Genomic DNA, 21,398 nt, shown 5'->3' with positions numbered 1-21,398 from the left:
CGCCGGATTTCTTCCCCTCTGATAAACCTCTGACATTTCCCGGATAAGCTGAATCCGTGCTTGATTACGGAAGCGGTTCGATCGGATCGCCGGGGGAGGAAGAACACAGATGATCGAGAAACAAGCCGGGAACGGCAGTCGGAAGCGTCCGGGCTTTACAAGCAAAAAAAGTAAGAGAGGAGCGGAAGCAGCAGGCGGCAGGCCTTCGCTGCTCCGGCACCCGGTCTTCGGCCGTACCTTCGCCGCGTACGGAATCGCCGTGTTCGGCGATTGGTTCGACGCCATTGCGATTCAGGTGCTGATCGGCTACCGATGGCAGGCCAGTCCGCTGGAGATGGCGATGGTGCCCGTATGTATGGCCCTGCCGGGCATTTTGCTCGGTTCGGCCGCGGGCGCGGCAGCCGATCGATTGAACCGGCTCAAGCTGATGCGGCTGTGCGATCTGCTGACCGTATTCGCCACGATCGGTATCCTGCTGGTGCCGAACATTTACAGCCTGCTGCCTCTGATTGCGCTGCGCGCCGCGCTCGGGGTCTTCAATGTGCCTGCCCAGCAGGCGCTCACGCGGCGCGTAGTCGACGAGGAACAGTTGGTCGATGCTTCTTCGCTCAACGGCCTGGCCGGCCAGCTGTCGCGGATAGCGGGGCCGCTGGCCGGAGCGGGCGTGCTTGCGCTGCTGTCGCCCCAGGCGTGCATTCTGGTCAATGCGGGGGCCCGTCTGCTGTCCTACGGGATTCTGAAGACGGTTCCTCCGGAAGCCGATCCGCAAACGGACCCCGCGGCGAAATCGTACTCGGGTGCCGATTCCGCCGAGCAGTCCGGCAGCGCACCGGGTAAACGGAGAACCTTGTGGGGCGAACTGCTCGAAGGCTGGTCGTTCGTGCGCCGGACGCGTATCCTGCTTCATCTGCTGGCGTTCGCGCTGTGCGGCATGCTGGTGATCCAGATGATCGATTTCCAATTCATCAGCCTGTTTCGGACGATCGCCCCGAGCAGCGAGACGGCGATCGGCTGGCTGCTCGCCGCTTCGGGAGCTTCGGCCGCGCTGACCGCCGCCGCCAATCTTCGCTTCGCCCCGCTGCGCCGGCAGGGATACGCGGTCAAGCTGGGAGGAAGCTACATCCTGATCGGACTGTCGGTGCTGCTGCTGGGCCTGCTTGCGCCGGGCGCATCGATCGCCGCCATTCTCGGGATCGGTCTGCTGCTCGGAGCGGGCAACGGATTGTTCATGATTACGTTCAACTACGCCCTGCAAAAAGAAACCCCGGCTGCCATGACCGGGCGCGTCTTCGGCATTCAACATACCCTGCTCAGCCTTGTCATGATCGCCGCTCCGCCGCTGGGCGGCTTGTCGGTCCAGCACTTCGGCGCAGGTTCGGTGTTCGAAGCCGCGGGCTGGACAATTCTGCTGCTTGGAACGGCCGGATTTGTGTTCGGCCGCTCGATCTGGAAGCCCGCGGCCGGGATTTCGAGAAATTAACCTTCTTTTTGCCCCTTTCCGGAAGGATTGGGGCTTTTGTCATGGAACTGTAATATAGGGTTACAACTTTTTTTCTGGAAAAATCGCCAGGATGTCTTAAGCTAGAAGAAGAGGGTTTTCCCGATGGACAAGCCCTTTTTTCCCTAGAATGGGAAACCGACACCGAATGAACTCCGTATCGCCGGACGAAAATCCCGGCCGAAAAGCCCAACCTATCTTCGGACCGCCCGGTTTTGTACCGCCCGGATCCGAACTGCCGTATGAATTCCCCTGAACCTTTTCGGCGCTTCGAGACAAGCGCCTTCCATTTCATATATCCTTCGGGAACGAAAAGAGGACATCCAAACATGAAAAACACACGCCGCCTTGCCGTCTCCGTCCTGGTCTGTCTTTCGGTTGCCGCCGCCGCGCTGACGGCTTCCGCCGCAGCTCCGATCAAAGTCTACCGGGAAGGTACCGAGGTCGTGACCGAAGCTTCGCCGCGCTTTGTCGACGGACAAGTGATGCTTCCCCTCGGCCTTGCCGGAGAGCTGTTCGATCAACATATGAGCTACGACACCAAAAACCGCATTCTGAAAGTCGAGAACCGGACCGGCCAAATCGCCGCATCGGCGGACGGAACGCTGTCCATCACCGGCATGGAAAGCCTGAACGGCATGTGGGACGATCTTCGTCTGCACAGCGGCAGCCGCACGGCGGCTCTGCCCGGTAAAACGCTGGGTCCAAACAGCCCCTATCCGCCCGAGTTCGTATCGGCCAATCTGACGGCGGGAGCCGCTCCCGATACGGTCGTTCTGCTGACCCAGGGTTACGGGACGGGCGTCTATGCCAATGAAGCGGTCGTCTATACGGCGGATCTGGAGCAGATTCCTCTCGAAGACGGAGCCATCGCCATGCTCAAGCAGTTCCGCGCCGGATTCGCCGCGGACGGAAGCGTCGGGATCGAAGCGGGCGGCGTGACCACGCAAATCGCCGCGGACCGGATCTTGACGGAGCGGGCGCAGCGCGGAGAGCGTCCGTCTTTCGGCCAGGTCATCCGCTACGGAATCGAAGACGGCCGTTTGACCGCGACGGCGGGCGTACAGGTCGGCATGTCCGAATTTATCGGAGACCTTACGCTTGGCTATACGTATAAGAACGGTGTGCTGCAGGTCGGGACGGCCGTGTTTACCCCTTATGACGAGTACCGCTGATCGGGCATCTTTGCCCAAGCGGGCGTCCCTTTCTGACGATAACGACAAGCCGGATTCCGCCAAGGGAGGTGGATTCGGCCTCTCGAATGCGAGGAGACGAGAACCACATGGAGCAAGCCATTCCCCCGAAAGGCCGCGAAACGCAGGCGGAAGCGGTGCTGTCCATCCGCGAACTGCGTATGAAGTACGGAGACCGTTACGTGCTGAACGGAATCGATCTGGAGGCACGTCAGGGACAAATTATCGGTTACATAGGGCCCAACGGAGCGGGCAAGAGTACAACGATCAAAATCATGCTGGGACTGGTCAAAGGTTATTCGGGCGAAGTCAAGCTGTTCGGCCGCGACCTTGCGGAAGCCGGCAGCGAGTACAAACGCCGAATCGGCTATGTGCCGGAGACGGCGGAACTATACGATAACCTGACGGCTCGCGAATATCTGACTTTTACGGGAGAGCTGTACGGCTTGGCGCCGGAGCTTGCCGAACGCAAAGCGCGGATGCTGATGGAGGCCTTCGGCTTGTCCGAAGCGATCGATTCGAGAATCGCCGCGTATTCCAAAGGGATGAAGCAGAAGGTCCTGCTGTCTTCGTGCCTGCTGCACGATCCCGACCTGATCTTCCTCGACGAGCCGCTGAGCGGTCTTGACGCGAACAGCGTCATGGTGGTCAAGGAACTGCTGGAATTGTTGGCTGCCCGGGGCAAGACCGTGTTCTACTCTTCCCACATCATGGATGTGGTCGAGAAAATCAGCAGCCGGATCGTGCTGCTGAGCGGAGGACGGGTAGCCGCCGACGGCAGCTTCGAAGAGCTGCGTGCGCGGGGCGGGGAGAAATCGCTGGAAGAGCTGTTCAACCAGCTCACGGATTTTCACGAACACCGTCAAATTGCGGAGCGGCTGGTCGGCGTATTGGAGGAGCGATAGGCGATGGAGGATTATCGGATGCTGCGGGTGCTCGACCGGATCCGGTTCCTGTTTGAACGGATAGGAATCGATTATCCGGCCATGCGCCTTATTCTGGGGCTCAAGCTTACGCTCGACCGGAGGCGGACTACGGGAGCCGCGGCTTTGTTTGGCGGAGCCAAAGCCCGTTCGGGAGGGTTCAGGGCGGGATTTGGCCGCGGGAGCTTCCTGAAGCCCAAAGAGCAGCCGGACGCAGCGGGCGGAATGGGGAAAACGCTGTTCTTCTACGGCCTGTACGGCGCCGTGTCTTCGTTCTTTCTGGTAGCCGGCGGCAGCTACATGCTGCAGGCGGGGATTGTGATCGCGGTGCTGCTGTTCGTCATGATGACAGCCATGCTGTCGGACTTCTCGTCCGTAATGCTCGATGTGCGGGACAAAGCGATTCTGCATACGAAGCCGGTGGACGGCCGGACACTGGGGATGGCGAAGGCGCTGCATATCCTGATTTATTTCACGCAGTTCGCTCTGGCGCTCGGCGCGGTCCCGATTGTCGTCGGCGTTGTACGCTACGGGGCACCTTTCGGACTTCTGCTGTTGGCTTCGCTGGCATTCGGCGGGCTGCTGGTCGCCGTTTTCACCGCTTTTGTATATCTGCTCGTCCTGAAGCTGTTCGACGGGGAAACGCTGAAGGACATGGTCAACTACGTACAGATTGCGATGACGATCTTTATGCTGGTGGGCTATCAGGTCGCGATCCGCGCGTTGGACTTCACCCGGCTGTCGGCCGACTTCGTACCGGGTTGGTGGGAACTTGCGCTGCCTCCGCTGTGGTATGCCGCCGGCTTCGAGTGGCTGCTGAACGGACGAAGCGAATGGCTGTATATGCTGCCGGCGCTGTTGGGAGCGGGGGTTCCCCTGCTGGGGGCGGCGGTATTCTTCCGCCTGATGCCCGTGTTCGAACGCAGCCTGGAGAAACTGGGAGGAGCCGATCCGCGCGGACGCACCGCGCCGGCGCGCCGCTGGAACCGGATGCTGTCGAAGCTGCTCTGCCGGAGCGGTCAGGAACAGGCTTTCTATGTATTCGCCGCTTCGATGCTTGCCGGAGAACGGGAATTCAAGCTTAAGGTCTATCCTTCGCTCGGGTTCTCCCTCGCGATTCCGTTTATCTTCCTGTTTACGTTCGCCACCAGCGGCGGCGGAGTGTCCGCGATCGATTACGAAGGCGGAGCCGGGTATTTGAACCTGTACGCGTGTTCCATTATGATCCCGACCCTGGTGCTCATGGTCAAGTATTCGGGAAGTTTCAAAGGCAGCTGGATTTACGGCAGCGCGCCGATCGCCCGGCTGGACGACGCGGTCCGGGGAACGCTCAAAGCGCTGTTCGTCCGGTTGTTCCTGCCGCTGTTCCTGGTCGAATCGGCGGTGTTCGCGTTCTTGTTCGGCATCCGCATCGTGCCCGATCTGCTCGTGATGCTTGCCGTCTCGGCACTGCTGCTTCCCCTTACGCTGCGTATGACCGGAATGGAGCTGCCCTTCTCGCTGCCTTTTCCGTCGTCCGATCCGAACGGACTCAAGACCATCGGGGTCATGCTGCTGCTGGGAGCGATTGCCGGTGCGCATTACGCGGTAAAGGCCTATACGCCGGACTGGGGAATCTGGGTGCTGCTCGCCGCCGTACTTGCCGCCAACCTGTGGGGATGGAGAGGTACCCTTTTCAATACCGGGTGAAACGCTTTTTACAGCACTATGTAAAAAATGGAAAAGCTATTTCAAACTTTAATGTAATCGGGTAAGATCAACATAAGAGGAATTTCCTATTCCCATAGATAGAGGGTCACGGTCAACAATCACTTCGATTTAAGGGGGGCGGCGGAACTTATGCAAGAGACGGGGCTGGGTCAGGATATCGTACACACGGGGGTTCCGGGGCTTGATGTGCTGCTGGGCGGAGGAGTCCCTCGCGGGACGACGATCATACTCGAGGGGAATCCGGGTACGGGCAAAACGACGCTGGGCATCCAGTATTTGCTCGAAGGCGCCCGGCAGTATGACGAAGCGGGCATCTATATTACCTTTGAAGAACTGCCGGAGCAGATTTATCGGGACATGGCGGGGTTCGGGTGGGACCTGCGCGAGCTCGAACGGCAGAATAAACTCCGGATCATCTGTCTGGAGCCGGACGTTCTGCTCGATCAGATGATGCGTACCGACGGATTGTTCGAACAGTTGATCCGCGAGATCGACTGCAAGCGCGTCGTGATCGACAGCATCAGCTTGTTCCGCAAGCTGGGAGGTCTGGAGACGGACGGCCGCGAGCAGATTTATTCGATTCGCAACATTATGCGCAAGTTCGACCTGACCGCTTTTTTTCTTAGAGAATACGGGGAAACGGAAGGGCGTTCGACGCCGTTCGAGAACTATGTCTGTGACGGAATTATCCGACTGTCGCTGCGCGAGCATCTGGAGAAATACCGCAAGCGCACGATCGAAATTCTCAAAATGCGCGGTACGTGCATTGTCGAAGGCGAGCATCACTACCGGTTTATGAGCGACGGGATCTGCATCCTTCCCGCCTTGTCGATGGTCGAGGACAAAATCCTGAACGACGGCGTCGACCGGTTGAGTACGGGGATCAAATCGCTGGACGAGCTTCTTGTCGGCGGGCTTCCGCAGGGGAGCGCGTTCATGTTGGACAGCAACAGCAAAGCCAATTACAATTATCTGATGAATTCGATCCATGCCGAACGGCTCAGACAGGGAGACTGCGTGCTGTTCATGCTGTCGGGCTTGAGTTCCATCGATACGCTGGAGCAGACGCTCGCTCTGTTCGACGTATCGTTAAAAGAAGCGGCAGCCGAGGAAAGAGTCTTTTTCATCGACCACTATCACCGCAAAGTTGCACCCGAGTACGAGAAGCTGGTTATCTACGTCGACCGTCTCTCGAACGAGGAGTATCAGAAGAAGGTCTACGAAGCGATCAACCCGTATTTCCGCGAAACCAGGGTACAGGGCAAACGCTGGTTTATCCATTACGACCTCAATACGATCATATCCGAACGCGGGCGCGAATTTGTCAAACGGAATTTCGCCGACGAGATGGCCCGATGCAGGGCGGCCGGCATTACGGTACTCTGCCAAAGCAACTTTACGGAAATCGGACTGGAGACGTCTTCCTTCCTCGAACGGGCCTCGAACGGGGTCATCCGTACCTGGGTGGACGGAAGCTATCAGTATCTCCAGATCACGAAATCCCCGGGCGGCCGCATGTCGGCTCCCCATATCGTCGACAATATCAGGGACAGACCGTATGTTAGGCTGATATAGGGGGCACACGAGAAAGATGACGATTTCGGATCAGGAGTTGTTAAAGCTGCAGATGGAGTGCACGATGTTTTTTGAAAACAACCCTTACGCCTATGAAACCGCTAAAGGGCTAGCCAAGAAGCTGGGACGCGGGATCGAACCGCTGCAAATCGTATTGAACCGCTTGGCCGCAATCTCCATCCTGGATAAAAGAGGTGAAGGGAACATGGCTATTTATTCGTACAAAACCCCTTATACTCAAAGTGAAGTGGAGATCCATTAATATGATCGAGAAGAGCTGGGCAATGGACGTCAAGAAAACCGTCGAAGAAATTCAACATACCTATGCGGAATTTACGCGCCTCTCCATTCTGATTGTGGATGGCGAAGGCCGTCCGCTTGTCAAACCTTCCTCGTATCACCCGTTCTTTCAGAAACTCACGGAAGCAGACGGGGAAACGCGCAAACGCTTTTGGCAGGAAGTAAGCCATTACGCGGGGCTGACGCGCCCGGCCATCTGCGATCTTTGGCTGCCGGGCGTCAAATTTATCATTGCGCCTTTCAAGTCTCCGGCCGGAGATGCGGTCTATTATGTGGTAGCGGGCGTGCTGATCGAATCGGGCACGAAGGAAATGCTGGAAGAAGAAGTCGGCAGGGCCGGACTGTACGAGGAAGGGCAGAAGCTGCTGCTCGATCTCGTACTGGAAGCCGAAGAGTTGTCCGGCGAAGAAGCCGATGTATGGCGCGAGAAGATCGGCAAGCTGGCCGAAACGGCCGAGCGTATTCTGCGTTCGGCTTATCGGGAAACGTATGTGCGCGAACGGCTGGTCGAGCTGCGCGGCGTACTGGCGACTTCCCGCCGCGAACGCTCCTCGGTCGAGGGTGCTTTCGAACAGTTCGTCAATGTCAGCGGAGGCGCCGACCTCATCGGATATGCCGAGAAGATCGGGCAGGGCGAATACCGGATCGGACGCGCAGCCGGCGAAGGAGCCGAAGGGCTGCAGGATGCCGAATTCCGTGAAGGCGAAGGCTTTCTCGGACAGGCCGCGCTCAGCGACGGGCCGATGCAGTGGACCGATATCCAGCGGGATCCGCGTGCGCTGTTCCTCAAACAGCGCGGAATCGGCGACTTCTACGGCCTTCGCTGCTTTCCGGTTCGCGTAGGCGGCGAGCAGTTGGGTATTCTGTTTATCATCGGCAAAAGAAAAGTTCAGATCGATCCGCTGCTGCGCGATTTCGAAGATCTGCTGATCGCGCTCGTCAGCGAATATATCGCAAGCGGTGCGGTCGAAGCGCGTATGGAACGCCAGATCCAGCGTCTGCGTCCGCTGATGGAAGTCACCCGCTTCATGATCTCCGCCCAGAATACGCAGCGGATCATGTTCATGCTCGTCGATATGAGTCTCAGCCTGGTCTGGAATCCTTCTTCCGCGATTATCGTGCATGAAAGTTCCAACGGGCAGAAAGTGCAGATCGTATCGCGCGGGATCGCCAACGATTTCGCCGAGCAGTATGCACGCGACGTCGCCAAGCGCGTCATGCGCGAAAATCCGGTACATTCGCCGGGCTTCGAATTGTCGCAGACCGAAGAAGGACAGCTGATGATCGAGTATCCGATCGTGTATGCGGGCAAAACCCGCGGCGTTCTGGCCGTATCGCTGAGCAGCGAACAAGAAGCCGAAGAATGCCGCGAAGTACTGCTGGCGCTGGCTACCATGGGAAGTATCATCCTCCAGTCCGTGCATGACCAGCAGCAGCTCGGCCTCCAGAACGAGCGTTTCCTTCGTCTGATGTATACTTCGGCCAAGCTGGGAACGGCCGATCAGGGCAAAAATTCCGATCTCTCGCTCCGGTTGCTGGACGAATATGCACGCTACGGGGGAACCACTCCGGAAGAAGCGGCTTTGCTTCAGCGGACAAGCATGCTGTCGGTCTTGGACGATGCCGCGCGCCGCGAACTGCATGAAGCGTTCGCGGGCGAGCTGGTTGTACTCAAAGAACATCAGACGATGGTCGACTCCGAAGGAAAAACAGGAAATTTTTCCTATTCGCGGCCTGCGCAGCTTCTTAGAACGGCGCTGTACTTTGCGGCCCTTGATGAAGAGACGGCAGGCCGTCTGCATCTGACCGGCGTGTCGCCGGAATTGTTCAATCATTTCCGCAAGTTTATGGCCGTCCGTCACACGGTGCAGAGCGAAGTGGTTCTGTCGGACGGAGCCGCCGCTTCCTTCAATCCCGCCGAAGCCGAAGAACGGGGAATTGACGCGATCGTCAAAGAATTCGGACTGTCGAAGCGCGAGAAAGAAGTGCTGGAGCTGGTCGTGCGCGCTTCGAGCAACAAAGATATCGCCGCCAAGCTGTTTATCAGCGAACATACGGTCAAGAACCATCTGACCAACATTTTCAACAAGATGAGCGTAAGCGACCGGGCCCAGGCGATTGCCCGAGTCTTCAACCGGGGAATCGGTTGAAGACGCAGCCTGCGGCTTGACGCAAGAACCCCCTGGGTCTCTGTATGACAGAGATCCGGGGGGTTCTTTGGTCATTCCGGTAAAAGGCTGCAGACAAGCCGGAATCAACCCAATAAACCAAGCAGCATAGGAGCTCCGAGCAAGGTGAACAGTGCGGCCAGAATCATGGAGATGCTGGAGACGGTGCCGGTGAGAGCATTGAGCTCGAACGCTTTCGAAGTGCCGGTGCCGTGAGCGCTTGTTCCGAACAGGATCCCGCGGGCGATATCGCCGTCAATCCGCAGCACCTTGACGACCGAAGGACCCATCATGGCTCCCAGCAGGCCGGTCATGATGACGAATACGGCCGTGATCGTCGGTACGCCGCCAATCATCTGCGATACGTTCATGGCAATCGGCGTCGTCACCGAACGCGGAACGAGACTGCTGGCCAGCTCCCCGTTCAGATGCATCATACGCGCGAGCAGGGCGGAAGAAAGCATCGCCATGATCGAACCGAACAAGACGCTTGCGAAGATTTCCCCGGCATGCTTTTTGAGCGTTTGCAGATTCTTGTACAGCGGAACGGCAAAGGCGACCGTAGCCGGCTGGAGCAGCTTCGACAACCAGATACCTCCTTCGTTGTAGCTCGAATAAGAAGCATGGGTGGTCAGCAGAACGACAACCAGAATCGCCGGGGTGATGAGCAGCGGCGAGAGGTAGACCCGGGGATATTTGCGATACACCCACTTGGCGGCATAATAAATGACGAGTGTCGCGGTCAGATACGTAACGGCTTGGTTGATCATGACAGGCGGCTCTCCTTTCTTTTGGATAAGACTCCGGCCAACAGGCCCGAACTGGTCATAACGATAAGGGTACTCAAGATCACGACGGCGAAGATGCGGATTCCGTCCTGTTCAAGCAGCGGGATATAATTCATGACGCCGACAGCGGCGGGAATGAAGAACAGCAGAAGCTCGGCGAGCAGCCAGGTGGCGCCCAGTTCGATCCATTCCAACTTGACGATGCGGAACTGGAGCAGCAGGAACAACACCAGGATGCCGAGGATGCTGCCGGGCAGCGGAAAGTGCGTCCAGACCGCCAGCCGGTTCATCAGCTCGGAGAAACCCATCAGAATCGCGATTTGAATCGCGGCAAGGCCTACTTTTTTCATAAGGACGCTCCTTTCTGTAATCTCTCTTCTATAATGAAAATTTTACATCTATTCTTTTCATGAGTAAAATGAATAAAAGGAATCAAAATCATTCTTTATAGTTATGGATAGAAAAGGAGCGAGCGCATGGAGATCCGGCACCTGACTTACTTTCTCGAAACGGCGAGGCTCAAAAGCTTCACGAAAGCGGCCGAGTCGCTGTATCTGAGCCAGCCGGCGATCAGCAAGGCAATCCGTCAGCTTGAAGAAGAACTGGGCGCGACTTTGTTCGACCGGATCGGCAAGCGCATCGAATTGACCGATGCCGGGCGCGTGGTGGTGGAGCAGGCCCAGGCCATTACCCAGTCGTTCTCGAATCTGTCGGCGCAGCTTGGAGATCTGGCGGAGCTGAAGCGCGGACATATCCGGATCGGCCTGCCGCCTATGGTGGGATCGAGCTTTTTCCCCAAAGTCATCGGCGCTTTCCACGACCGTTATCCCGATGTGACGCTTCAGGTGTTCGAAGACGGGGCCAAAACGGTCGAATCCGACGTTGCGGAAGGACTGCTGGATATCGGGGTGGTGGTGCTGCCGCTGTCGTTCGACGTCTTCGATTCGTTCCAGTTTGCCGAAGAGCGGCTGAACCTGATCGTGCCGGCGGCGCATGCCTTGGCAGGAGCGCCGAGCGCGAAGTTGAGCGAACTGGCCCAGGAGAACTTTGTCTTTTTCCGGGAAGACTTTACGCTGCATGACCGGATCATCAGCGAATGTCTGCAGGCCGGTTTCCGTCCGAAGATCGTCTATGAGAGCTCGCAGTGGGATTTGATCAGCGAAATGGTGGCGGCCGGATTGGGCGTCGCCCTGCTGCCGGAAACGATCTGCCGACAGGCCTCGGGCAAAGCCGTGTGTATTGTCCCGCTGCAGGAACCGGCAATCTGGTGGCGGCTTGGCGTGATCTGGCGCAAAGACCGCTATCAGTCCTATGCGGCGCGCGAGTGGATCTCGTTTACACGCAGCTGGCTGGGCGGAACTCCGGTAGAGGAGCGGGAAGACTGACCGGGAGGATGGGCGCGGGGCCTGAACGCCAAGTTTCGATCTGACCGACTCGACATACGAAAAAGGCTTTCTCCTTATAGGGGAGAAAGCCTTTTTGCCGTTCTTGGGCGGGCGGGACGTCTCGAGCCTATTCTTCTTCGAAAGACAGATTCACCGGTTCGTGGTTCAGCGCGGCGGATGTCTCGAGATTGGTGGTCGGCACGGTGTGCGGGACTTCTTCGAATACGAAGCCGTCGACCCAGACCTGCCCGGACCCGCTGAGCAGAACGCCGAACGAGATCTGGTCGCTCCGGTCCGGGACGTCCAGCACGATCGCGTAGTGGTTCCAGTCCCGTGTGCCGGTCAGCGTGCGGTTCGCCATGTTGTCGAACTGCAGCGATTCGCCGTCGTCGGCGTCCACGCGCATCCAGAGAGCGGCGAATCCGCGCTTGACCGCTTCCGTTTTGACGAAGGCGGACAGCCGGATTCGTTTGCCTTTGTAGGCATCGGCGCGGAAAGCCTGCATCATCGTGCCGAACTGCCCGGGCGAATCGGCCGAGACCGATTTGAGATAACCGGATCCGGTTCCGCGGTGAACGGTTTTGCGATGGACCCCCATTTCATAATGGAAAGGATGGCTGCCGCTCATAAACCATCCTTTAATCGGGGAAGCGGTTTGATCCTGATTCGTTTGCATGGAAAGTTCCTCCCGGTTCAGTATGCCGCCGATCCATCGTCGATAGCGTGCCGGCGGCAGACCGTAGATTTTTTTGAATGCCCGTCCAAAAGCTTCCTGTGATTCGAATCCGAACCGAAGGGCAAGTTCGAGCACCCGCTCGTCCGTATGCAGCAGGGCGGAAGCCGCACCGGCCAGTCTTCTTGCGCGGATATACTCCGACATCGTCATGCCGATTTCTTTTAGGAAAATGCGGTGGAAATGATAGAACGAGAACCCGGCCTGAGCCGCGATGTCTTCTCCCGTCAGCTCCTGTTCCAGATTGCGTTCGATATAGTCGATCGTATGTTGTACAGCAGGATGATAGCTCACGTGAACGCCTCCTTGTACCCAGAGTAACAGATGGGACGGACCGGCTTTTTGACTTTTTTTGCGGCTTTTATTCTTTCTTTAGAATTGCCTTCTACACTGGGGTCAACGAAAGCACAAGAAAGAGGCGATGAGAAGATGAACACAGCGGAAAGGGACACGAACCCAAGAATCGTAATTCCCCAGGCGGAGCCCGTGCTGGTCGAGACCGGGAATGTCACCAAAAAAGTACGGCGCCGCGCGCTGCTGCAAAATGTGTCATTCACGGTGGAACGCGGCGAAATCTGCGGGCTGCTCGGACCCAACGGTGCCGGCAAAACGACGCTGATCCGGGCGATGACCGGATTGATCCGGCCCGATTCGGGCGATATCCGGATCGGCGGACGAAGTGTCGTGCGGGAGAGGGAAGCGGCGGTGCTGCATGTGGGAGCGATCGTGGAATCCCCGATTTTCTTCCCCTATATGACCGGGCGCGACAACCTGGACAATCTGGCGCTGCTGCATCCGAATTTGCCTACCCGCAAAGAGCGGGAGCAGCGGGTGCGCGAGGTGCTGGAAATTGTGCGAATGGACAAACGGGCCGACGAGCGCGTCAAAACGTATTCGCTGGGCATGAAGCAGCGGCTCGGCATCGCGCAGGCGCTGCTGGGCGATCCCGAACTGCTGATCCTCGACGAACCGGCCAACGGCCTCGATCCGATGGGGATTCGCGAACTGCGGGAGCTGATCCTGAGACTCAAACACGAACTGGGCAAAACGGTGCTGGTCTCCAGCCATCTGCTGGACGAGCTGCAGAAGATCTGCGACCGGATCGTCGTGATTCGAGAAGGCGAGCAGGTCTTTGCGGGCAGCCGGGAAGAGATGATCGGCCGTCATTCGAGTCTGGAAGAAGCTTTCGTGGAGATGATGACCTCATGAGCCTGCTGCTGTACGAGACGGAAAACTCGGGCGGAGTCCCCTTCGGCAGACTGCTGCAGGCGGAGTGGCGCAGGCTGTGGAAAAGGCGTACCGTTCGCCTCATGGCGCTGGCCGCTCCGCTGATGGCACTGGTCTCGGCCAAGTATCTGCTGTCGCAAAACGGCATGCTTCATCCGGGACTGCCGGAATACGCGACGGCGGGCAGCATGCCGGTGCTGGCGCTGGCCGAGATGCTGGTCACCGCGTTCAGCGGCATGATGCTGGTGCTGGCCGGCCTGACGGTGACGGAAGAATACCGCAGCGGACAGCTGCGGATGGGCATGCTGCGCGCCGCTTCGCTGACGCGGATCATGTCGGCCAAGTGGCTGGTCTGTCTGGCGTTTATGTGGATTCAGCTGGCCGCGTACTTTGTCTGTTCGGCGGTGGTCGGGAGGATCTGGTTCCCGAACCCCGACACTTACCCCCTGTTCTATGAAGCGGGGCAGGCCGCTTACGCCGAAGGGCTGCTGTACGATTTGGGGTATTACGCTCTGGCCGCCCTGGTCCTGGCCGCGCTGCTCGCCGTGTTTTTCTGGATTGCCGCAATCGGACGTTCGTCCACGGTAACACTGGGACTGGGCATCGGATTTCTGCTGCTGTCCTACCTGCTGCCGACGGTGCTGACGTATTTCCGGCCCTTGTTCGAGACGCAGGAATATGTACGCCTTTATTTTCTGTCCCTGTTGATGGTCGAGTGGGAAGGCCTTGCGGCGATGCTTGCGAATCTGCACGGACTGCGGCTGTGGAATCTGGGGGTCATAGGGGGATACGGACTGCTGTTTGGCGCAATGACGATGTGGGTCTGGAAAAGGAGGGATTCTTTTGAATAACAAACAAACGGTCGGAATAGGCAATCTGATCCGAAGCGAAGCGCAGCGGGTGTTCAAGCGCGGACGGACCTGGGCGGTGATCGCCGTCTATCTGATCTTCGTACCGCTGGAATGCCTGTTTTTGACGATGATGAATACGAGTTTCTACGATCCGGATCACAGCGTGCCGCTGAATTCGCTTAACACGGCGCCTTTTCTGCTGCGTGAGCTGTCGATTCTGATGAACTTTGTCGTGATTCCGATGTTGGCGGCGGACAGTTTCAACGGGGATGTCTCTTCGGGGGCGCTGCGCCTGGCTTTGATTCGTCCGGTCTCGCGGGTCAAAATGTTTCTGGCCAAATGGGCCGTGCTGGGCGCTGCGGTCGGCGCGATGACCTTGTTCACCTGGGCGGCAGGTACCGTGTTCGGACGGATCTTTATGCCTGCGGCCGCCGAGACGACGCTGATGGGCGCAGGGACGGTAGGCGGGTTGGGCGCGATCGGTTTCGGCCTCGGATTCTACGGGATGGCTTTCTGCATTTTTCTGGCCCTGATCGGGGTCGGAGGGATCGTATCGCGCCTTGCGCCAAATCCGGTCCTGGCCTATATCGGGATGCTGGCGGTGATCGTGGGCGGCATTTACGTCTCCGACGGCATGGCTTTTCTGCTGTCGGTATCCGACTCCATCTTTCATTTCCTCGGGCATACGGGCGGAAGCGACGCTTATCTCGGCTGGATCCTCTGTGCGCTGCTTGCGGGCTGCGTTATAATGGGGGCATGGAGCTGGGGCCGGAGAGAGTGGATGCAGTAGAGGCGAACGATCGAACGGACATTGGTGCAAAGAGCGGAAAAAGGAGGGTGTGCGATGGCGGAGACGGTGCTGCTGGTCGACGACGAGCGCGATATCGTGGCGTTTATGCGCGACGCGCTGGAAGACGAAGGGTACAAGGTGCTGTGCGCATACGGCGGCGAAGAAGCGCTGGCGCTGCTGCCCCATAAACCCGATGTGGTCGTGCTCGACGTGATGATGCCCGGCATGGACGGGTACGAACTCTGCGGAGCGATCCGCGGGAGCGCTGCATGTCCGATTCTGTTCGTCAGCGCCCGGCGTTCGGAGGAAGACCGCGTGCGCGGTCTGATGGCCGGAGGCGACGATTATCTGGTGAAGCCGTTTGGCCTGCGCGAGTTCAAGACAAGAATTTACGCGCATCTGCGCCGGGAAAAAAGGGACCGCAGCGCCGCGGACCGTTATCTGCGCTTCGGCGATCTGGCGATCGATGCGCAGGGGCGCGAGGTGCAGGCCGGCGGGACTCCGCTTGCACTGACCGGACGCGAATTCGATATCGTGCTGCTGCTGGCGCTGCATCCGTCCCAGGTGTTTGCGCGGGAGGACATGTATGAACGGATCTGGGGACTGGAAGCGGACGGCGACTCGGCGACGGTAACGGAACATGTCAAAAAGATCCGGGCCAAGCTTGCAGCGGCCGCTCCGGGCCTGAATCCGATCGCGACGGTCTGGGGCGTGGGCTACAAATGGCAGATGTGAAAAAAGAAGCCCGGCAGAGTGGGCCTATCGAATCTGCAGGTTCGATAGGCCCGGAGGCCGGCAAAGCACCCAAGGAAAGACTCTTGAAAAGCCTGATCCAGCGCAGTTTCCACCGGACCTTTCTGCTCAGCGTGCTGGCTGCGCTGCTGACCTGGGCGGTCGGGCTCTCCGCGCTGCTGGTCTGGGGAAATTCGCTGCGGCCCGCCAACTACTACGAGAGCCGAATTCCGCAGATCGTCTCGCAGATCCGGCAGCTGGACCATCCGGTATCTCCGGTATCGCGCGGCGAAGTGGAGCGGATCGTGCCCGCCGAAGGGATGGGTTACGAGATGTTCGACGCTTCGGGAAAGCGGATGTACGGATCGTACACGGGCGAAAGCGCGATTCGCAGCACAGCGGATCTGCTGGAACGCTTGAACGATCCTTCGGCTTCCGGCGGTTATTTCGTGCAGTACGAGCCGCTGACCGGGACCGGCGGAGAATTCGCCGGAGCGATCGCGCTGCGCTACAAGCTGACGATGGCTTCGTCCAATCCGTCCGAAGCTGTGCCGCTTCTGCTCGGCGGGCTGCTGATGGCGGCGGCCCCGTTCGCTTATCTGTACGGCTTCACCTTATGGAGCGGCCGCCGGCTGAGCCGCAGGCTTGAAGAGCCGTTCCGGCACCTGATCGAAGGGGCGGAGAAGATCCGCGAGCACGATCTGGATTTCTCGCTGGAGCGGGGCGGAACCGGCGTGCGCGAACTGAACCAGCTGCTGGCCGCGTTCGAGCAGATGCGCGAAGCGCTGCGCGAATCGCTGAGGCGCGAATGGCAGTCGGAGCGCGACCGCCGCGATATGATCGCCGCCGTCGCGCACGACCTCGGCACGCCGCTCAGCGTGATCCGCGGACATGCGGAAGTGCTGCTGGACGATGCGGGGCGGCGTCCGGAACGCGCCGTGCGCTACGCGGAGACGATTCTCGACGCGGCGGAACGTTCGATCCGATTGACCGCGGATCTGTCGGAAGCCGCGCGGGTAGAACGTCCGGACTTTGCGCTCGGTCCGGAGCCGGTCGATCTGGAGACGGCCGTCCGCGCCAAAGGGCGGGAGTATGCTTTTCTCTGCCGGGAACGCGGCGTGGGCTTCGCGCTTGCGGTGCGGGACCTGCGCGCCGAAGACCGGCGCGGCCCGCAGCGATTGGATCAGCACCGGATCAACCGGGTGCTGGACAATCTGGTCAGTAATGCCCTCCGCTATGCGCCGGAGGGCGGTCTCGTCGCGCTCGAGCTTCGAATCCGGCTCGGCGGGGCCGAATTCGAAGTGCGCGACGACGGCCCCGGCTTCGCGGAAGCCGGGGGCGGCCGCATCTTCGAGAAGTTCTATCGCGAAGATGCGGCAAGGTCTGACGCCGCCGATCCGGGCGGCGGGCACTCCGGTCTCGGGCTGTTCATCGCCCGGACCGTCGTGCGCCGGCACGGCGGCGAGATCGCCGCGCAGAACCGCCCGGAGGGCGGCGCGTGCGTGACCTTCTCCGTCGCGGAACTTGACTGAAGGCGGCGGGCTTCGGCTTGGCCGCGGCAGGGAAGGGCCGCGATCAAGCCCGCCGGGAGCTGCCGCTGCCGCGCAGCAGCGCAGTGCGCCGAAATAACGGCTTCTGTGCAGTTATTTGGATCCAGGCATTGAAGAATGGAGAAGTCGGTTGAAGATTCCTTATTATCTGCGCACCAAAAAGCCCGCCGGGCGGATCCTGCGATCCTCGGCGGGCTTTTCCGTATTCATGTCAATCCTGGATCAGAGTCATGCTGTAACCCGTACGGAGCTTCTGTCCGGTATGCGGAAACCAGGATAGCTCCCGTATGGCCTACGGCCGCTCGGCCGTACCCATGCGATTCGCTTCGCCTTCCGCGCCTATTCTTCTTCCGAAGCTTCCGGGCGGTCCGGCTGCTGACGGACGTAGCTGCTCGACAGCTCGAACAGCTGCAGCATGCGGTTGTACTGGTCTTCCGTCACGCCGGAAGAGGCGGTACCGCCTTTCTTGAGCGGATAATACGTGCCATCCGCGTAGGCCGTACCGGGGATGAACAGCGTATCGCCGGTAATCAGCGAACCCGACGGCCAGTAATAGCGTTCGGGGACCATATTCTCGTTCTGGTTCAGCAGATCCTGTCCGAAATGGATATGGTCTTGGAGAGAAATGCCGAGCAGGTTCGCCGCCGTCGGCATAATGTCCACCTGGGCGCCGAGTTGGGGCTGCTCGTTCGAAGCCTTCGCGCCCGATCCGAGAATCATGAACGGAATATTCGGCATGTCGCTGTACGTGTAATCGTGGCCGAAGATGTCCCGGGCCAGTGCCAGGTCTTCTTCGCTCATCGAATGCAGCGGCAGACCCAGGTGATCGCCGTACAGCATCAGCAGGCTGTCTTCCCAGAGCCCTTTTTCCTTAAGTTCGTCGATCAGCAGACCCAGACAGTAATCCGCGTAGTTCTGGGCACGGATATAATCGCCGACCAGCGTATCTTCGTAGCGGGCCGGAAGGGTCATCTTGTATTTTTCTTCCGGAATCGTGAACGGGTGATGCGAGCTCATCGAAATGATCTGCGCATAGAACGGCTGATCCGATTCGTCCATCTTTTGAAGCTGCTCGGTCGTCTTCCGGTACAGCACTTCGTCGGAAGCGCCAAAAAAGACCGTATCGTCCGTGCCGAAAAATTCCTGATCGTAATAGCGGTCGAAACCGAGAGCGGCGTACAGCTGATTCCGGTTCCAGAACGAGACCTGGTTGGTATGGAACGTAGCCGTCTGGTAGCCGTTTTCTTTCAGCAGTTTGGGCAGACTCGGCAGTTCTTTCTCGCCATAGGCGATAACGGCCGCTTTGCGCGGCGGGATATAGAACGAGGTATTCACCGTGAATTCGGCATCCGAGGTGTTCCCCTGCCCCGCGCTCTGGTAAAAGTTCGGGAAATACAGCCCCTCGCCTGCGAGCTTGTTCAGATTCGGCGTGACTTCCTGTCCGTCGACCTTGAGACCGACCATGAAGTTCTGCAGCGATTCCATCTGCAGGATAATCAGGTTCTTGCCTTTGGCCGAGCCGTAATAGGCCGGCGTCTCCGGTGGGGTGACGCCTTTGAGTCCGTCGATTCGGGCCTGGCTGATTTCGTCCAGCGGAACGGGTTCTTCATCGCGGTCCGTCAGCAGGGTGAATGCTTCGTAGTTGAGAATTCCCATCTTTTCCGCTTTGACGACTTCGTTCATGCTTGCGCGGTTGGGCCAGATATTCATCGTGCACAGAACGAGCGAGAGAATCAGCACGCTGCCGAGCATCCGGCGGCTCATCCGGTGACGCACGACGCTTTGACGCCAGCTGCGCGCTTTTTTGCTCGCGAAGAACCAGACGGTCAAGATGATGATATCGGTGAAGATCAGCAGATACTGCGGCGCGAGCAGAGAGAATACGCTGTCGCTGACTTCGACAGCCTGGCGGCTCTGGTCAAGCGCATGGTAGCTGACGACGACGCCGTAATACTTGAAATAAATGATCGCGGTAAAGAACAGAGCCGTTACGAGCAGGTTGGTCACCATATACCACAGCAGTTTGCGTTTGGTGGCCAGCCACTCGAACAGGCAGAAGATGATCCAGAGGAACGGGATCTCCGTCAGCAGAGGACCCCAGAGCGGCGTATCCTCGAAGATCGGTCCCCAGGCGATATAGCCTTTAACCAACAGAATCAGCGTGAACAAAATGAAAGGTTGGATGAGTAAAGAACGTACATTTTTGATCGGCTCCACAGGGCAAAGCTCCTTTTCTATAGAGGAAAATGTTAGGGATGCCGCAGAGGTAATCCTGTGCCGGCAGGCCTTTTGTATAGGGATAAACCGTTTGGCGCGTTTTGTCCCACCTTGGCGAAAACGCCGCAAATCCTTAGCTATTATGCTCCCGGCCGCAAAAGATGTCAAAACCGTTTCCGATTTGCCGTTAATTTGCTCAAAAAGCTGGTAGTTCGGGCCGATAGAAGATAAAATATCGGTAGAATGCAAACCGATCCGTTATTCCCGACTGTACGCCGTTCTCCGTTCTTTTGCGGAAGCGCTCTCGACCCCATGACGCGTGCGCCGGTCTGCCGCCTGCGCATGTCCCGTATAAGGAGGCACTCATGAAAAGAAAGTTCTTCAGCTTGCTCGCAGCATCCGCTCTTCTAGTGACCGTACCCGTCGCCGCGGAAGCATCGAGCGGCAAAGTCGATCGACCCGTCAATCTTCGTTCCGCGCCTTCGGCTTCCGAAGGCAGCGTATACCGCACGCTCCAGCCCGGCACCAAGCTTGAAGTGCTGAGCGAACTGAACGCTTCCTGGCTCAAAGTCGAAGTGTCGGGCAAGACGGGTTACGTATCGTCTTCCTACATTACGTACAACAAGGCGCCGGCTGCCGCCGCCGTCAAGCCCGCCGCTTCCGCTTCGACCTTCAAGCCCGCTTCTTCCCCGGTCAAGACGCCTGCACCGCCCGTCAAGCAGGCTTCGGCGCCCGCTCCGGCCGCCGGTTCGGTTAAGACGTCGGCGGAAACAGTTGTCCCTGCGCCGATCCCGGCTGCAGCAGGCAGCGGAGTCGTCGTGAAGAACGTGAATTTCCGCGCCGAACCCGTTACGGGCAGCGACGTGTACCGCGTACTGTCGGCAGGCGAGACCTTCGCCGCCGTCGAACTCGCGAACTCCGCCTGGCTCCGGATCACGGATACCAGCGGTGTAACCGGCTACGTCTCCACCAGTTACGTGACCTATACGCTGCCGGGCTTGGGCACGGTTTCCCCGGCTCCGTCCGCTCCGGCTCCGTCCATTCAGGCTCCGCCTGCGCCCGCTCCGGCGGTCGAGATGCCGGCCGCACTGCCTCTGCCGGTTCTCCCTTCCGCGGACATCCTGCCTGGCGGAACGGTCGCTTCGGGATCGGCGGACCGGGTGATCCAGGATGCGCTGGCGCTGCAGGGGATTACCCATTACGGCTTTGGCCGCAACGAAGCGCCGGTGCTGTTCGACTGTTCGTCTTTCACGCGGTACGTATTCGGCTTGCAGGGCGTCAATCTTCCGTTCGGAACCGCCTACCAGAAAGACATCGGCATTCCGGTGGAGAAAGACCAATGGCAAAAAGGCGATCTGCTGTTTTTCTGGAGCAGTATTCCCGGCTTGATCGGGCATGTGGGCATCTATGACGGCAAAGGCCATCTGGTGCACAACAGCGCCAGCAAAGACGGCGTGGCGATCGCCGATCTCGATCTGAAATACTGGCAGGATCATTACGTGTCGGCAAGACGCGTTCTGCAGTAAACGGCACGGCACCGGGAAGCGGATTCTCGCGCCCGGATGCCCCAAGCGGTTTCCTTCACGAAATCGGCGGTTTTCGCTTTTTGCGAAAGCCGCTTTTTTGCGCCATCGAGGACCGGCTGAACTTGCGCAGCCGTTCGTCTATAATGGATAGACGCGCGCAGCCGCTGTTTCGTCTGCCCCATTGTCCAAAAAAAAAGAAAGTCGTCCCAACCGGCGATTTGTTTCACGGAAA

At 58.9% G+C, this 21,398-nt stretch carries 18 protein-coding genes; 14 read left to right on the top strand and 4 right to left on the bottom strand.

Annotated elements, in window-relative coordinates; translation table 11 throughout:
- Positions 1–109 precede the first annotated feature (109 nt).
- From HOP44_RS18715 to HOP44_RS23055, 7 genes are all read left to right on the top strand, one after another.
- Positions 110–1,480, top strand: a complete 1,371-nt coding sequence (locus HOP44_RS18715; RefSeq protein WP_172256184.1) for an MFS transporter — start codon at positions 110–112, stop codon at positions 1,478–1,480.
- A gap of 347 nt (positions 1,481–1,827) precedes the next feature.
- Positions 1,828–2,673: a hypothetical protein gene (locus HOP44_RS18710; protein ID WP_172256182.1), complete on the top strand. Its 846-nt coding sequence runs from the start codon at positions 1,828–1,830 to the stop codon at positions 2,671–2,673.
- A gap of 107 nt (positions 2,674–2,780) precedes the next feature.
- Positions 2,781–3,596, top strand: coding sequence for an ABC transporter ATP-binding protein (locus HOP44_RS18705; protein WP_172256180.1), 816 nt, complete (start codon positions 2,781–2,783; stop codon positions 3,594–3,596).
- Positions 3,597–3,599: 3 nt separating this feature from the next.
- Entirely contained in the window at positions 3,600–5,303 is a 1,704-nt protein-coding gene (locus tag HOP44_RS18700; protein WP_172256178.1) for a hypothetical protein, read from the top strand.
- 150 nt (positions 5,304–5,453) lie between these two features.
- On the top strand, positions 5,454–6,899 hold the full coding sequence (locus tag HOP44_RS18695; RefSeq protein WP_172256176.1) for an ATPase domain-containing protein: 1,446 nt from the start codon (positions 5,454–5,456) through the stop codon (positions 6,897–6,899).
- 16 nt (positions 6,900–6,915) lie between these two features.
- Complete coding sequence (locus HOP44_RS18690; RefSeq protein WP_172194679.1) at positions 6,916–7,161, top strand: hypothetical protein; 246 nt, start codon at positions 6,916–6,918, stop codon at positions 7,159–7,161.
- A 1-nt stretch (position 7,162) separates the two neighbouring features.
- Positions 7,163–9,349: a LuxR C-terminal-related transcriptional regulator gene (locus HOP44_RS23055; protein ID WP_281367814.1), complete on the top strand. Its 2,187-nt coding sequence runs from the start codon at positions 7,163–7,165 to the stop codon at positions 9,347–9,349.
- 104 nt (positions 9,350–9,453) lie between these two features.
- Here HOP44_RS23055 and HOP44_RS18680 read toward each other — a convergent pair whose 3' ends face one another.
- Positions 9,454–10,137 (bottom strand): CidB/LrgB family autolysis modulator, encoded by a 684-nt coding sequence (locus HOP44_RS18680; RefSeq protein ID WP_172256174.1) that lies wholly within the window; start codon positions 10,135–10,137, stop codon positions 9,454–9,456.
- A complete protein-coding gene (locus tag HOP44_RS18675) occupies positions 10,134–10,505 on the bottom strand; it encodes a CidA/LrgA family protein (protein WP_172256172.1) in 372 nt (123 codons plus the stop codon). Before HOP44_RS18675 ends, HOP44_RS18680 begins: the two co-directional genes overlap by 4 nt.
- A gap of 126 nt (positions 10,506–10,631) precedes the next feature.
- On the opposite strand from HOP44_RS18675, the gene cidR reads away from it, so the two are divergent.
- A complete protein-coding gene (gene cidR, locus HOP44_RS18670; RefSeq protein ID WP_172256170.1) occupies positions 10,632–11,540 on the top strand; it encodes a cidABC operon transcriptional activator CidR in 909 nt (302 codons plus the stop codon).
- A 127-nt stretch (positions 11,541–11,667) separates the two neighbouring features.
- On the opposite strand, the gene HOP44_RS18665 is transcribed toward cidR, so the two are convergent.
- Entirely contained in the window at positions 11,668–12,567 is a 900-nt protein-coding gene (locus HOP44_RS18665) for a helix-turn-helix domain-containing protein (RefSeq protein WP_172256168.1), read from the bottom strand.
- A 135-nt stretch (positions 12,568–12,702) separates the two neighbouring features.
- Here HOP44_RS18665 and HOP44_RS18660 point away from each other — a divergent pair, with 135 nt between their 5' ends.
- From HOP44_RS18660 to HOP44_RS18640, 5 genes are all read left to right on the top strand, one after another.
- Positions 12,703–13,482 carry an ABC transporter ATP-binding protein gene (locus tag HOP44_RS18660; RefSeq protein WP_172256166.1) on the top strand — a complete coding sequence of 260 codons (780 nt, stop codon included), beginning with the start codon at positions 12,703–12,705 and terminating at the stop codon, positions 13,480–13,482.
- Positions 13,479–14,351, top strand: a complete 873-nt coding sequence (locus HOP44_RS18655; protein WP_172256164.1) for an ABC transporter permease — start codon at positions 13,479–13,481, stop codon at positions 14,349–14,351. Before HOP44_RS18660 ends, HOP44_RS18655 begins: the two co-directional genes overlap by 4 nt.
- Positions 14,344–15,141 (top strand): ABC transporter permease, encoded by a 798-nt coding sequence (locus HOP44_RS18650; protein ID WP_172256162.1) that lies wholly within the window; start codon positions 14,344–14,346, stop codon positions 15,139–15,141. The genes HOP44_RS18655 and HOP44_RS18650 overlap by 8 nt, the downstream gene beginning before the upstream one ends.
- A gap of 54 nt (positions 15,142–15,195) precedes the next feature.
- On the top strand, positions 15,196–15,876 hold the full coding sequence (locus tag HOP44_RS18645; protein WP_172256160.1) for a response regulator transcription factor: 681 nt from the start codon (positions 15,196–15,198) through the stop codon (positions 15,874–15,876).
- An 83-nt stretch (positions 15,877–15,959) separates the two neighbouring features.
- Positions 15,960–17,405, top strand: a complete 1,446-nt coding sequence (locus HOP44_RS18640; RefSeq protein WP_172256158.1) for a sensor histidine kinase — start codon at positions 15,960–15,962, stop codon at positions 17,403–17,405.
- A gap of 357 nt (positions 17,406–17,762) precedes the next feature.
- Here HOP44_RS18640 and HOP44_RS18635 read toward each other — a convergent pair whose 3' ends face one another.
- A complete protein-coding gene (locus HOP44_RS18635; protein WP_172256156.1) occupies positions 17,763–19,640 on the bottom strand; it encodes a sulfatase-like hydrolase/transferase in 1,878 nt (625 codons plus the stop codon).
- A 365-nt stretch (positions 19,641–20,005) separates the two neighbouring features.
- On the opposite strand from HOP44_RS18635, the gene HOP44_RS18630 reads away from it, so the two are divergent.
- On the top strand, positions 20,006–21,166 hold the full coding sequence (locus tag HOP44_RS18630) for an SH3 domain-containing C40 family peptidase (protein ID WP_172256154.1): 1,161 nt from the start codon (positions 20,006–20,008) through the stop codon (positions 21,164–21,166).
- Positions 21,167–21,398 lie beyond the last annotated feature (232 nt).

The sequence above is a fragment of the Saccharibacillus deserti genome (genome assembly GCF_013618475.1).
GTDB classification, from domain to species: Bacteria; Bacillota; Bacilli; order Paenibacillales; family Paenibacillaceae; genus Saccharibacillus; species Saccharibacillus deserti.
Note: the sequence above shows the minus strand (reverse complement) of the source record. Positions and strands in the feature narration are given on the sequence as shown.

Bases quoted from the DNA above. Each gene is read 5' to 3' on its own strand.
- HOP44_RS18715 (WP_172256184.1), top strand. From the start codon at position 110: ATGATCGAGAAACAAGCCGGGAACGGCAGTCGGAAGCGTCCGGGCTTT.
- HOP44_RS18710 (WP_172256182.1), top strand. From the start codon at position 1,828: ATGAAAAACACACGCCGCCTTGCCGTCTCCGTCCTGGTCTGTCTTTCG.
- HOP44_RS18705 (WP_172256180.1), top strand. From the start codon at position 2,781: ATGGAGCAAGCCATTCCCCCGAAAGGCCGCGAAACGCAGGCGGAAGCG.
- HOP44_RS18700 (WP_172256178.1), top strand. From the start codon at position 3,600: ATGGAGGATTATCGGATGCTGCGGGTGCTCGACCGGATCCGGTTCCTG.
- HOP44_RS18695 (WP_172256176.1), top strand. From the start codon at position 5,454: ATGCAAGAGACGGGGCTGGGTCAGGATATCGTACACACGGGGGTTCCG.
- HOP44_RS18690 (WP_172194679.1), top strand. From the start codon at position 6,916: ATGACGATTTCGGATCAGGAGTTGTTAAAGCTGCAGATGGAGTGCACG.
- HOP44_RS23055 (WP_281367814.1), top strand. From the start codon at position 7,163: ATGATCGAGAAGAGCTGGGCAATGGACGTCAAGAAAACCGTCGAAGAA.
- HOP44_RS18680 (WP_172256174.1), bottom strand. From the start codon at position 10,137: ATGATCAACCAAGCCGTTACGTATCTGACCGCGACACTCGTCATTTAT.
- HOP44_RS18675 (WP_172256172.1), bottom strand. From the start codon at position 10,505: ATGAAAAAAGTAGGCCTTGCCGCGATTCAAATCGCGATTCTGATGGGT.
- cidR (WP_172256170.1), top strand. From the start codon at position 10,632: ATGGAGATCCGGCACCTGACTTACTTTCTCGAAACGGCGAGGCTCAAA.
- HOP44_RS18660 (WP_172256166.1), top strand. From the start codon at position 12,703: ATGAACACAGCGGAAAGGGACACGAACCCAAGAATCGTAATTCCCCAG.
- HOP44_RS18655 (WP_172256164.1), top strand. From the start codon at position 13,479: ATGAGCCTGCTGCTGTACGAGACGGAAAACTCGGGCGGAGTCCCCTTC.
- HOP44_RS18645 (WP_172256160.1), top strand. From the start codon at position 15,196: ATGGCGGAGACGGTGCTGCTGGTCGACGACGAGCGCGATATCGTGGCG.
- HOP44_RS18630 (WP_172256154.1), top strand. From the start codon at position 20,006: ATGAAAAGAAAGTTCTTCAGCTTGCTCGCAGCATCCGCTCTTCTAGTG.